Below are 13,356 nucleotides of genomic sequence, written 5' to 3'. Positions count from 1 at the left end.
TAAGCCTAAAAACAGAAGCAACATACAGTCTTTCCTTCGCCTTTTCAATCTGTCTCTCATTGTTTCCCCTATTTACAGCACAGTCCACCGGAATGAATATAGAAGCAACGGAAGCAAAATAGAAGGAACGGAACTTTTTGTTTTCTTCCCAAATATATTGCGTGACATTCGTCAATCACCGATGTACAGGCGGTTTCACGTACTTCGCCTTACATTTCATTCATGCCACATTTTGTATTGAGCCCCGTACCTGTAGCATCAATGCCTTTGATGTCAACTTGTCCCAGGTTTTTCATGCTCCATACTGCAAGGTTCTTGGTAGGGTAAGCGATGATTTTATCTGTTACCTTATTATAATAAGCATCGACGGTTGCTGACAAATAGGGTAGGAATGGGCATACATTCTTGCTGTATGTCAGTCCGATGTTGTATTGTTTGGCTTTTTCCGGCTTTAGTTGTGTGTTTCCTACTTCTTCGTAATATAAGTCGTTGAAACTTGCCAGGCGGAAAATATCTTTATAGAAGAAGCGTACACGGAATTCTTCATGATGAAAAGGTTTGAATGCGGCACTTACATAAGGGGTTAGTTTACGGTGATTGCCGGCACTGCCGCCTTTCTTTACATCTTCATTGATAACGGTTGCCAATGCGGATGCGGAGATTGTTAACCAGTCATTCACGTATTTGCCGGCGAATGCCGTTAGCCATGAATAGCGCGTGGGATGTACAAAGTTGTTTAGATCGGCGTTCATGGTGTTGATGCTTCCGTCGGTGGAAAGAGAGAATGAGAGGTTGCTCAACAGTCTGTATAGTACAGAAGCGGAAAGGTAATATTCTTGCTGGTAGTAGCTGTTTTCTGTTTTCTTTAATGAGTTCTTTGTATCGGGGTCCAGGTACCGTTGATAGCTCCAATTCCACTTGGCAGAGGTTTGGAATACCCATTGTTGGCTGAATTCTTTCTTGTATTGACTTTGTATGAAAGTGTTTTTATCCCACAGGTGTTGGGTAGAATGGTCGTTGTAGAAAGTGGTAGCTTTGGGTAGTCCCCGGGAGGACTGGAAGTAGTAGGCTTTCAACCGCCATTGTTCTTTATCGGAGAAGTTGCCGTAAAGTCCGGCTTCAGCACGGAATGTCTGTACGTCTGTATTCTTCCGTTTCTCACGTGAGGACAGATCTCCTTCTGCACTTCCATAGCGCAGTGTATATGGATAATGTCCGTCAGAGGACATCCATTCGCCACTGACTGACATGCTCCATGTTTTATTGAATTGTTGTTCCAGCAGGAGGGAGGGATTGACTAATCCCCAGGAACCTGTTTTGAAAGCTCCTGCTATGTTGGTCTTTTTGTCCTTCGTGAATAGTGGGGTAAGTGTTTGTATATTCAGTATGCCTGCTGCTGCAAAGAAGCGGGCAGGTTGGAAGATATTATCGCTTTGTCCGTTGTTTAGAGAAAGTCTGTCAACATTATCGAGCGAGAAGCGACCTATATCAATTTGTCCCGTTTGGCAATCGGTCAGGGTAATTCCGTCATAGCTGACAGCAGTATGTTGTGCTCCCAGGCTTCGTATGGATACTGTTTTCAGTCCGCCGATACCTCCGTAGTCTTTCACGGTCACTCCCGCAAAGTGTTTCACTGCGTCGGAGACTTGCAGGGCGTGCAGGTTTTTCAGGGCGTCTTTGGAGAATACTTGCAGGGGAGCGGTTGAACGTACTTCGCGAGTCTGGTAGATATCTGATACTGTTATTTCAGGAATAGAATATGTATGTGTCGTATCTACCTTTTGCTGTTGTGCAAAAAGTGATATGGATAAGAATTGGCAGCAGAATACTGCAAAGATCATTTTCTTAAATGTTCTCTCTTTCATTTATTCCTTTTTCAGTCTATTGCTATTTAAAAGTGTCCGGGCGAAATCCCTTCGACCGGACACGCATAAATAAACTTGGCAGAGTTTATTCGTTTTAACACACTTTCTCTGAATCAGAGTGATGAATGAAATGATGGACGACTTGTCCCGTTCATTAGACTCAACGCTTTTTCCTCGAAAGCAGTGAAACATATTTGCATGGTAGGTCTTCTGACTTGTTCCTGCTACAAACGCCTTCCCGGATTAGTCTCCAGTGGCAATGAGTGAATTGCTTGTAACATACATGGAACTTACAGCAGCGGGACTGTTCAGGATTTACACCTGATTCCCTTTTAATCGCTTCCCCCGCATGGGAGTCGCGAACCAATGCGTGACAAAGATAGGGAGTTTATTTTGCTTTTGCAAGGGGGAGTGTTCTTTTTCTTTCGTCTTGATACGAAAGAGAAAGAACCAAAAAGAAAATACCTGCGCTTGACGCTGAAAAACGAGGCCGGGAAACCATGCGGTGTGTTCGTGAGGAGGGTGTGGGGGAGGGGTAAGCGTTGGTGGGACTTTGGAAAAATGGTGACGCTATCCGATATAAATAGTGACGGTATATGCTCAAGATGCTAACGGTATCCTTGCCATATACCGTCACTATTTTTTCTATGTTAATCAAGTGTCCTATGTTAGTTCGTATAGTGTATGTTTACTGTTCGCTTTTCATTAGTAGGTATTCTTCGATGGCTTGTGCGGGGGCGTCTTTTAAGAGCACAGTTTTTTCCTTATTTAAAAGGTAGAGGGTGGGGATTGCTTTCAAGTCGTATAGTTGTTGTTCTTTGATGGCGAATTTCTTGTCGTATCCGTTGATCCATTCTTTGGGGAATTCGTTCAGATGTTTGCGCCATTCGTCCAGTTCTTCGTCAGGATAGACGGAGAGGACTGTTAGTTTCTTTTGTTCCAGAAGTTGGTTGATGATAGGGGCGTTTTTCAGGGCATCTATCGTTTCTGTGCAGGCATGGCAACCTGGGTTGTTGATGAATAGCAGGATGTAATCCGTTTGTTGTTGGTAGAGGGAACCTTGCGCGCCGGAAGCCAGCGTGTAGTTGAAGTTCAGGGCTTTGGTGCCGATGCGGTTTTTCTGGGCTAATTCCCGGCGGGCTTTGGGACGTACTTTTTCTATTTCCTCTAGCAGGGGGGAAGTTAACATAGCATCTAATACGGGGATGTAGAATTCTTCGTTACGCATGGGGGAGTTGGGGTCGTAGAGATATTTATCGGCCAGATCGGTGATGTAGGTGAATACCTTTTTGTCTGCGTTCGTTTGCTCGATTGTTTTCCGCATGGCTTCTTGTGCGGTTTTCAACGGGACGTGATTCAGTATGTCACAATAGTCCGCCCAGGCTTGTTCGGTTATTTCGGGGTGGTGGATGTAATTGGTGTCGGCGAAGTTGACATGATCCCAATAGTGCTTCACGAGGAATTCTGCACGTTGCTCCGGAGCTGTCATCATTTGCGGGATGGCGGGCAGGGTGAAGGTTGTAATAGTATCCCGGGGAGCTTCGTTTTCACATTGATTGGAAGCGTTTCCACTTTTGCAGGCACAAAGAAGGAGAATACACAAAGTAAATAGGATATTTATATTCGTTTTCATGACTTGCTATTTTTCGTTTAACTTATGTATGTGCATTGAAGTATACATGTATTGAAGACAAAGATAACTTTCTTTTTATTTTTATCAAAAAAATCATCTTTTTTTCAGTTACCGGAGTTTCAAATGGTGAATTTGCGAAGTTCGGGAAAGGATGAGCTGGAAAGAGGATCATGTTCTGTTTTTAAGATTTCCATCGAAAAAGAATACTTCAACATGATTAAACCAGAAGACAAATTGCATAAACAAATGCAAGAATATGCAGAAACTCCGGCTTATTTTGTATGTTTTAACGAGGAATATGCACTTTTGGGGGTAAGTAAAGCCTCCATTTCTTACTGATATAGCTTTGGTTTCTCACCGATGAACCTTCTGTTTCTCACCGACAAACCTTTGGTTTCTCGGTGAGAAAGCTGCGAAGGCATAAAAAGGGACTTTTTTTGAGCTGGTTGGTCTTCGCCGGGTGATAAAAGGAAAATGGCAAAAAGACCGTATACCGATGATTTGTCTTTCTAAAAGAGTCATATAGTGATAAATTACTTTTGTGTTGAAAGAAAAACGTTCTAAAATGTAAAATATAGGATTCCGCTGAAGGAAAATGCTACGCATTTAGTTAATCTTCCGCACGGTGATCCAATCTATTGCATTCTCGTGTGTTTTAATATTCCTTTTTTAAGGAAGTATGCACAGTGGTCATTCTTGCATTTTGCCCAGACTTTTCACTGTATTGGCGAACTCATCTTTTGGTACAATGGCTTTGTTGCGTGTCTTCAGTCGGTTGTTGTAGACCGTCTGCGGAGAGCAATGTAAGAATTCGGCTATCTTCACGCTATCGTTAATTCCCAGACGTACCAGCGCATATATGCGTAGTTCGGTATTCAGTAATTCTCCATCTTTTAGTAAAATCTGCTCGTCGGGATGCAGCAGGGCGTTGAAGTCTTCGACAAAATTGGGATAGACATGTAGAAAGATGGCGTCGAAGTTATGGTAAAGCTCTTTCAACTCATTCTGTGCCATAATCGGAGAGTCTGTCAATTCTTTTATGTCATCAAATTGTTTGGCTTTCATTTTCCTGTTAATACTTTTACGGAATTCGTCCAACTTGCTGATATAGTTGGAACAGATGGAAAATACGTAACCTATATATTCTTCCTTTACATAATTGGATTCGCGAAGTTGGGCGTTTGTTTCTTTCAACTGTTCATTTAACGACTGTAACTGGCCGTTTGCTTTTTCCAACAGTTGATGGGTTTCCGACAGTTCGTCCACATGTTTGTTCAGCAACTGATTGCTTTCATTCAGTTGGGAGCGTGAATATGCCAGTCGCTTCATTTGCATATAGATATAGAGAATGGCAATCAATAAAATGATTGAAAGAATACTGACCAGAAACAAGAATGTATGCAAACGGGCTTCCTGTCGGATATTTCTTTCCTGATAGGCCCGATGAATGGCGTCTTGTGTTTCCGAAATGCCGATAACACGTACCCGGTTGCGATAAAGTTGGGCGTTTTGGAGGCAGTAATTAATATAGGTATAGGCACGGTCTATATCATTCAGTTCATACAATGTTTTTGACAGCTCTTCCAGCGAAGCAATGTCCTTGTTTGCTGTTTTCACATCCGCCATTGCCGAATAAATCATATATTTCAAATACTCGTTTTGTTGATTGCTATCCTGATAAAGGCAGGCTAGGATATAGGCATTCATTGCATCACGTCGAGTTTCCAGGGATGACCTCTCTACTTCATTCAAGAGTTCTTTCTTTATGGACTCCGTTTCAGTGGTTCCCAGAAATTTCCACCCTTTGTACCATAAATAGAAAGGGTCTTGAGGAGTGATGTAGGCATAGATAGAGTCTTTATACGCTTTTTCTTTCTCATAATATCCTTCACGGATATTTGTATTGTTATCTCCTGAATACTGTCTGAAATGAGAGTACAGATACATCAACTGTCCGTAATATTCCACTTTCAGTTCAGGGGTGAGTAATTGGCTCGAAACATTGCGTAATTCATCTAATGCCTCCTTCAACAAACCGGTAGCAGCCAGAAGAAAAGACTTCTTGATTTTCCATTCCGCTTTCCATTCTTTTTTATTTAGCTTGTCGGCGATGTCCAGATTCTGGTCTACATAAATCATGGCGGAATCGGAATTGTAAACGGAATATTCATCGTAATACATCTTGTTCAGCCAATAGCGTTCTTCTGATGTACGGATATTCCGTCCCTGGTTATGGAGTTGGTTTATTTTGGCCTCTTTAGCAGCGACGAAATCATCCTTTCGCGCGATTAAAGAATCTAATTTTGATAGAAGAGACTCAATTTCCATACTATGGGAGTCAGCAGACAAAAAGGTAGAAGTAAATAAAAGTAATAAGGTAAGCAGATGTTTCATTGTACTATATTTGGTTAGACGTACAAATATAAGTCAATCCTTTTAAATATGGCGGATGTTCTTTAGGAAAAAGTTAGGTTATATAATCGTTTGATGATGAATACCTCTTCCCGTTTTATTTATTAAAGTTTACTTTTTGCTCTCTTCTTTTTATAGTAATATGTTAATAATTAGATTTTTATCAAAAACGGTGGTTTACTTTTGCGCTTTACCTGCTCATACAGGCTATATGCACTTGTTTTATCTTTGCGTTGACAAAAGTCATAAGAAATTTGAGTGTTAACTTTAATATTTTGTGTTATGAGAAATGATTTAAAAAAGACGCAAGCGTTCAGATATATGTTATCTGTCGGATGCTTGCTGTTTTTCTTTTCTATCGGTATGTTTGCCCAGCAGCAGACTGTGAAAGGAGTAGTAAAAGATGTAACCGGTGAGCCCATTATCGGTGCGAGTGTATTGGTAAAAGGTACTAATAACGGTACTATTACTAATCTTGATGGTGCTTTTTCTCTCTCCAATGTAGAAGAGGGGGTAGAGATTGAAATAACCTACGTAGGTTATCTTCCGCAAATTGTGAAAGCTACTATCGCTCCGCTCAACATTATTTTACGGGAAGATACGAAAACTTTGGATGAAATAGTAGTGATTGGTTATGGTACTCAGAAGAAGAGTGTGGTAACGGCCTCTATTGCCAAGGTCTCTTCCGAAGATTTGAGCAGAACATCTCCCACACGTGTGGACAATGCGTTGAAAGGTCTGGCAGCCGGTGTTCAGGTTACTACCCTCAATGGTCAGCCGGGAGCGAGCTCAAGAGTACGTGTGCGTGGTATTGGTACTATCAACAACTCCGACCCGCTTTACATTATTGATGGTATGCCGGTAGACGGTGGTATTGATAATATCAATCCCGCTGATATTGCCAGTATCGAAGTATTGAAAGATGCAGCTTCCGGAGCCGTTTATGGGGCTCGTGCGGCAAATGGTGTTGTTCTCGTTACTACAAAGAAAGGTAGTATCGGCAAAACTAAAGTGAGTTATGACTTCTCTTATGGATGGCAAAGTGCATGGAAGAAGCGGGATATGCTGAATGCTACCCAATATGCTACATTGATGAATGAGGCTGCCGATTATGCAGGCGAGGCTCCCCGTTACGAACAGGTTGCTTCTTTAGGTTCGGGTACCAATTGGCAGGACGCCTTGTTCTATGATAATGCTCCGGTCCAGAATCACCAGTTAAGTATCAGCGGTGCTTCTGAGAAGGTAAATTACTATTTTTCATTAGGATATTATGATCAGGACGGTATCATTGGGGGAAACTACGATGCTTCCAACTACCAACGTCTGTCACTGCGTAGCAACACAATGTATACGCTGTTTGACGAATCGGAACAACGTAATTGGCTGAAAAAGATGACATTCTCTATGAACATAGCTTATTCTCGTGTGAATAGTGTGGGTGTCACTGCCGGCAGTCTGACCGGATCTCCGCTCGGCGACGCTTTGTTCATGGATCCTACCATGTCCGTTTACGCTAAAGATGAAAGCGAACTTCAGAATTATGACCGGAATACTTATGGTGACCCTATCTACGACAAACGTAGCGGACAGTTGCTTTCCATGCCGAGCAGTGATTTCAATGAACTTGCTAATCCGCTTGCAAGACTTTCCTTACCCTATGAAAAGAATAATTCTGATAAGATTATCGCTACTTTGGCTGCCGAACTAAGTGTTTGGGATCATTTGAAATATAAATTCTCTTGGGGTTCCGACCTCGCATTCTGGGGAAAAGACGGATGGAATCATCCTCACTATCTGAATAAAAATGCTACGAATGACAAATCGAAAGTGTGGTCTGAAATGAATCGTGGCTATACGTGGCAGATTGAGAATGTGTTGACGTATGACAAAACGTTTGGTGTTCATTCGTTTGCGGTTGTGTTGGGGCAGTCGGCCAAGAAGTATACAGGACGCGGATTAAAGGGCGATGCAATGGATATGATTGAATATATTGGGGACAAGGCAAACTTGGATTTCACAACCGGTTTGCAGTCTGCAGGTAAACGTAATGCCACCGGTGGGGCATTTGACCCGACAACGTTGGCTTCCTACTTCGGTCGTTTGAGCTATAACTATGATGAACGCTATATGTTACAGGTTACTGTGCGTCGTGACGGTTCGTCTAACTTCGGTCCTAATAACAAATGGGCTACCTTCCCTTCCGTATCTTTAGGATGGAACATAACAAATGAAAAGTGGATGGATCAACGTCCATCTTGGTTGACTAATACAAAACTGCGCCTCTCTTGGGGTAAGAACGGTAACGAAAATATCGGAGCTTTCCGTTATATGGCCAATGTAGCTATCGGCAACAACTATGTGTTCGGCACTCCGGGATACCAGAGCATCGTCATGGGTAGTAAGCCGTCCGGTACTCCCAATAAGGACTTGAAATGGGAAGAATCGGAACAATATGATGCCGGTCTGGATTTCGGCTTCTTCAACAATGCTTTGACTTTCACGGTGGATTATTTCTACAAGAAGACGAATGGCATGCTGAAGGAAATGAGTATTCCTTCTTACTTGGGTGAGTCCAAGCCTTGGGGTAACGTTGGTTCGATGAAGAATGAGGGAGTTGAATTGGAGCTGGGGTATAAGTTCAATAAAGGTGACTGGAACTTCGGAATATCCGCTAATGCCAGCTATCTGAAAAATGAATTGATTAATCTGGGGAATGCCGATGGCTTTGAGATGTATGACAATGTGCACCAGATTGGTAACGTATCCCGTGCGGAAAACGGAATGCCATATCCTTATTTCTATGGTTATAAAACAAACGGTATCTTCCAGAACAAGGAGCAGATTGATGCTTATGTGAATGATAAAGGGCAGAAGCTGCAGCCCAACGCAGTGCCGGGTGACGTAATCTTTGTAGACTTTGACAAGAACGGAGAGATCAATGATAAGGATAAGACAATGATTGGTAAGGGAACTCCTGATTGGACATTCGGTTTGAACCTCAATGCTTCCTGGAAAAATATCGACTTCAGCATGTTGCTGTCAGGTGCTATGGGGCAGGAAATCATGGACGTAACCCGTCGTCTGGACTGCCGCTATGTGAATCTTCCCGCAGAGTTTATGAATCGTTGGCATGGTGAAGGAACTTCCAATACAATGCCTCGTTTTTCTTGGGCAAACAACAATGATAACTGGCGTGTTTCTGATCTTTATGTCCATAATGGTTCTTACGCACGTATCAAGAACATTCAGTTGGGTTATACATTGCCGTCCTACCTGACTCAGAAGATCTTTATTCAGAAGCTTCGTTTCTATGTGGCTGCCGAGAACCTGCTGACAATGACTTCTTATAAAGGTCTTGATCCGGAACTCAATGGTGACGAACGTTCCAATGGTATCGACCGTGGTTACTATCCTCAGGCGCGTACCTTTACCGTAGGTGTTAATCTTAATTTTTAATGAATATAAAGCATACAGATATGAAAAAGTTTACATTATATAGCTTCGCCGCTCTGGCTTTGATGCTGGGTACAGCATCTTGCGGCGACGACTTCCTGTCAGTTGAGCCTTCAAGCAGCTTGCCCATTGACGGATATTATACTACAGAATCCCGAATGATGGAGTCAGCAGTGGCTGCTTACGATCCGATGCAATGGTATGACTACTTTGGTGGATGGGCACCCTTGAGCTTGGTATGGGACGCTATGGCTGATGATATGTATGTCGGTGGCGGCAACACATCCGACCAGTCACAGATTCACCTGATTTCCCAGTACAAGTCCGATCCCCGTAATAATATCGATGGAGCGTGGACAACAAGTTATTCAGGTATCAATCGGTCTATCCGGTTGATTGATAATGCGAAGGATTCAGATCTATCCGATGATAAAAAGGCTCTTTTTATAGCCGAAGGCCGTGCGATGCGTGCCTGGTATTATCTTGTTCTCTGGAAAACATGGGGCAATATTCCTTTTTATGAAGAGAACTTGACCAGCCTTCCTTATCTGGCAGATCAATTAACTGTAGATCAGGTTTATGAAAAGGTGGTTGTCGATTTGGAAAGCGTGCTGGACAGTGAAGTACTTCCGATGAAACAACCCGACGAATGGGCCGGACGTATGACGCAAGCTGCTGCTTCCATGATTTACGCTGATTATGTGATGTACCAGAAAGACCAGTCCCGTTACGGAAAGGCTTTGGGATATATGAAAGCAATCATCAATTCGCACAAGTATGACTTGGTTAAAAATTATAATGATCTTTATGCGCTTGATAAGGAATGGAACGAGGAAATCATATTCGATGTAAATTATATAGCTAAAGGAGGTAAACGTACTTGGGGGGATGCCAATTTTACAGGTGGTACTGTATATCCTGAAATGATTGGTATTGATGGCTTGACTATCAAATGTGCAGAGGGGCATACTCCTGAATTTACAAGCGGATGGGGGTTCGGCTCTGTTTCTAAAGAAGTGTATGATGCCTTTGAAGACAATGACCGTCGTCGCGATGTTGCCATTCTTAATCTGGATAAATATGCAAGGGCGAAATTCGTTGAAGGGGATACTGTCACTTATGGTGGCCGTTATCAGAACACCGGTTACTTCCTGCGCAAATATCTGCCCCGTCCGGGTGATACGGAAGGTAGTGTAGGTGATGCCGGTTTGAACCATGATGAAAATCTTCATCTTTACCGTTATGCCGAGACATTGCTCAATGCGGCTGAACTGGCTTTGGCTACGGGTGACGGTCTTGCGCAAGATTATTTCGATCTTGTCCGTGAGCGTGCCGGTGTAGCTTCTATCCCTGTTACCATGGATAATATCATTAATGAACGTCGACTTGAATTTGTGGGTGAGGGAAAACGTTATTTCGACCTTGTCCGCTCCGGGAAGGCTGCTACCGTACTCAAAGCCGGAGCCGGTGTGCTTCTACGGACTAAGCGTACCTATAATTTTGACAAGAATCAGTGGGAAGGTGAAAATACTTGGGGTGGACAGGCTATCCCGGAACGTGTTGACTGGACAGAAAACAAGAAATACATTCCTATTCCTCAGAGTGAAATAGAAGCTGCACAAGGCTCGATTACGCAGAATCCATACTAATTTAATAAGTATATTTCCTTAGAATGCCTTGCTTGTGCCACGCCTTTGACGCGATATGAGCAAGGCATAATCAAATTAGAAGAATAACATATGATGAAACATTTCAAACTGTCTTCTACCTGTTTGCTTATGCTTTCTTTCTTTGCCTGCACACCGCAAGCAGGTAGTGAGAAGGATAGGGACATAGATAATAAGGTCGAGGAACTGCTGGGTAAGATGACTTTGCAGGAAAAAATAGGGCAGATGAATCAGTTGAGTCCGAATGGAAGCATTGATCAGATAGCCGGGGTGATAAAAGAAGGGAAAGTGGGTTCTCTGTTGAATCTGACTGACCCTGAATTGGTGAATAAAGTGCAGGAAATAGCTGTGAAGGAATCCCGGTTGGGGATTCCTGTCCTGATGTCGCGTGATGTGATTCATGGATACAAAACTATATTTCCTATTCCATTGGGACAAGCGGCAACCTTTAATCCCCGAATTGCAGAGGATGGAGCCCGCATAGCCGCTGTTGAGGCATCTGCCGATGGTATTCGCTGGACTTTTGCTCCGATGATTGATATTTCCCGTGATCCGCGATGGGGACGTATGGCGGAAAGTTGTGGCGAAGATCCTTATCTGTCTGCTGTGATGGGAGCGGCGATGGTTAAGGGGTTTCAGGGGGATTCTTTGGACGATCCGACAGCCATAGCGGCATGTGCCAAGCATTTTGTGGGTTATGGTGCCGCTGAAGGTGGCAAGGATTATAATTCGACATTCATACCGGAACGTGAATTGCGCAATGTCTATTTCCCTCCTTTCGAGGCGGCTGCCAAGGCAGGGTGTGCCACGTTCATGACTTCTTTTAATGATAATGACGGAGTGCCTTCTACCGGTAATTCCTTTATATTAAAAGAGGTGCTGCGTGGAGAATGGAATTATGACGGCGTAGTTGTGACGGATTGGGCGTCGGCTACCGAGATGATTGCGCACGGTTTCTGCAAAGATGCGAAGGAAGCGGCTGAAAAGTCGGTCAATGCAGGTATAGATATGGAGATGGTAAGCGGTTCCTTTATGGAAAATCTGGAGACTTTGGTAAAAGAAAAAAAGGTTTCGGTAGCTACTATTGATAATGCAGTTCGTAATATCTTACGTTTAAAGTTCCGCTTAGGGTTGTTCGATAATCCTTATGTGGTATCAGATCAAACAGTAAAATATGCGGAAAGTCATTTGGCGAAAGCGAAAGAAGCAGTAGAGCAGTCGGTCATCTTATTGAAGAATGATAACGAGGTTCTTCCTTTGGGAGAGATGGTGCGTACGGTTGCTGTAGTCGGTCCGATGGCGGATGCCCCTCATGATCAGATGGGTACGTGGGTGTTTGATGGTGAAAAGGAACATACACAGACTCCGCTGAAGGCATTGCGGGAAATGTATGGAGACAAGGTTCAGATTATTTATGAACCGGGATTGGCCTATAGCCGCGACAAACAGACTTCGGGTATAGCAAAGGCGGTGGCAGCAGCCCGGCGGGCGGATGTGGTACTGGCTTTTGTCGGTGAAGAATCTATTCTGTCGGGCGAAGCTCACTCCTTGGCTGATTTGAACTTGCGTGGAGCGCAATCGGAATTGATTGAAGCGTTGGCAAAAGCCGGTAAACCGTTAGTGACGGTGGTTATGGCAGGTCGTCCGCTCACTATTGGTAAAGAAGTGGATGAATCGGCTGCCGTGCTTTATTCCTTTCATCCGGGAACGATGGGTGGTCCGGCTATTGCAGATTTACTGTTCGGCAAGGTTGTTCCGAGTGGGAAGACTCCGGTTACTTTTCCGAAGATGGTGGGACAGGTCCCTGTTTATTATGCGCATCATCACACGGGACGTGCTCCCAGCGGCAAGGAAACATTGATTGATGATATTCCATTGGAAGCCGGGCAGACCTCGTTGGGTTGCACTTCTTTTTATATGGATGCAGGTTTTGGTCCTTTGTTCCCCTTTGGTTACGGATTGTCGTATACTACTTTTGCCTATTATGTGTTGGAATTATCGGCTGATAAGTTGGCGGCAAATGCTACATTGACGGCGAGAGTGAATGTGACGAATACCGGAAAGTATGCCGGAACAGAAGTTGTCCAGCTCTATGTGCAGGATAAGGTGGCTTCTGTAGCCCGTCCGGTGAAGGAGTTAAAAGGTTTCCAGCGTGTCACTTTACAGCCGGGAGAGACCAAGACTGTAACTTTCTCATTGCCCGTCAGTGAATTGGCTTTCTGGAACATTGATATGAAGAAGGTGGTGGAGCCCGGAGAATTTAAGTTGTGGTTGGGTACAAACAGTGAGGAAGGACTTTCCGCTGATTTTGAAGTAATAAATTAAT

The 13,356-nt window shown here is 43.6% G+C and carries 6 protein-coding genes, 1 pseudogene and 1 riboswitch; of the genes and pseudogenes, 4 read left to right on the top strand and 3 right to left on the bottom strand.

Translation table 11 applies throughout. The features are described from left to right. Positions 1-245: 245 nt before the first annotated feature. Positions 246-1,865 (bottom strand): annotated as a pseudogene (locus AB3G73_RS08420) (TonB-dependent receptor plug domain-containing protein); the annotation flags it as partial. Between the two features lie 182 nt (positions 1,866-2,047). Next, positions 2,048-2,248: riboswitch (cobalamin riboswitch) on the bottom strand. 305 nt (positions 2,249-2,553) lie between these two features. Then, the gene (locus AB3G73_RS08415) at positions 2,554-3,498 is read right to left on the bottom strand and encodes a DUF5106 domain-containing protein (protein ID WP_148364853.1); all 945 of its coding nucleotides are present in this window, start codon (positions 3,496-3,498) and stop codon (positions 2,554-2,556) included. 51 nt (positions 3,499-3,549) lie between these two features. Here AB3G73_RS08415 and AB3G73_RS08410 point away from each other — a divergent pair, with 51 nt between their 5' ends. Continuing rightward, positions 3,550-3,837, top strand: a complete 288-nt coding sequence (locus AB3G73_RS08410; RefSeq protein ID WP_367744512.1) for a hypothetical protein — start codon at positions 3,550-3,552, stop codon at positions 3,835-3,837. Positions 3,838-4,188: 351 nt separating this feature from the next. Here the strand turns inward: AB3G73_RS08410 and AB3G73_RS08405 are convergent, their stop codons facing one another. Further along, on the bottom strand, positions 4,189-5,892 hold the full coding sequence (locus tag AB3G73_RS08405; RefSeq protein ID WP_195649443.1) for a DUF6377 domain-containing protein: 1,704 nt from the start codon (positions 5,890-5,892) through the stop codon (positions 4,189-4,191). 300 nt (positions 5,893-6,192) lie between these two features. Here AB3G73_RS08405 and AB3G73_RS08400 point away from each other — a divergent pair, with 300 nt between their 5' ends. The 3 genes from AB3G73_RS08400 (at position 6,193) to bglX (ending at position 13,355) form a co-directional block, all read left to right on the top strand. After that, positions 6,193-9,366, top strand: a complete 3,174-nt coding sequence (locus tag AB3G73_RS08400) for a TonB-dependent receptor (protein WP_195649444.1) — start codon at positions 6,193-6,195, stop codon at positions 9,364-9,366. 20 nt (positions 9,367-9,386) lie between these two features. Then, on the top strand, positions 9,387-11,012 hold the full coding sequence (locus tag AB3G73_RS08395) for a RagB/SusD family nutrient uptake outer membrane protein (RefSeq protein ID WP_367744507.1): 1,626 nt from the start codon (positions 9,387-9,389) through the stop codon (positions 11,010-11,012). A 93-nt stretch (positions 11,013-11,105) separates the two neighbouring features. Then, positions 11,106-13,355: a beta-glucosidase BglX gene (gene bglX / locus AB3G73_RS08390; protein WP_367745424.1), complete on the top strand. Its 2,250-nt coding sequence runs from the start codon at positions 11,106-11,108 to the stop codon at positions 13,353-13,355. Position 13,356 lies beyond the last annotated feature (1 nt).

This window comes from Bacteroides sp. L008, assembly GCF_040812255.1.
In the GTDB taxonomy this organism is placed as follows: Bacteria; Bacteroidota; Bacteroidia; order Bacteroidales; family Bacteroidaceae; genus Bacteroides; species Bacteroides vicugnae.
This window is presented reverse-complemented; position numbering and strand designations above follow the sequence as displayed.

Excerpts from the sequence above, each read along its gene's own strand:
- AB3G73_RS08415 (WP_148364853.1), bottom strand. The coding sequence starts at position 3,498 with ATGAAAACGAATATAAATATCCTATTTACTTTGTGTATTCTCCTTCTT.
- AB3G73_RS08400 (WP_195649444.1), top strand. The coding sequence starts at position 6,193 with ATGAGAAATGATTTAAAAAAGACGCAAGCGTTCAGATATATGTTATCT.
- bglX (WP_367745424.1), top strand. The coding sequence starts at position 11,106 with ATGAAACATTTCAAACTGTCTTCTACCTGTTTGCTTATGCTTTCTTTC.
- AB3G73_RS08405 (WP_195649443.1), bottom strand. The coding sequence starts at position 5,892 with ATGAAACATCTGCTTACCTTATTACTTTTATTTACTTCTACCTTTTTG.
- AB3G73_RS08395 (WP_367744507.1), top strand. The coding sequence starts at position 9,387 with ATGAAAAAGTTTACATTATATAGCTTCGCCGCTCTGGCTTTGATGCTG.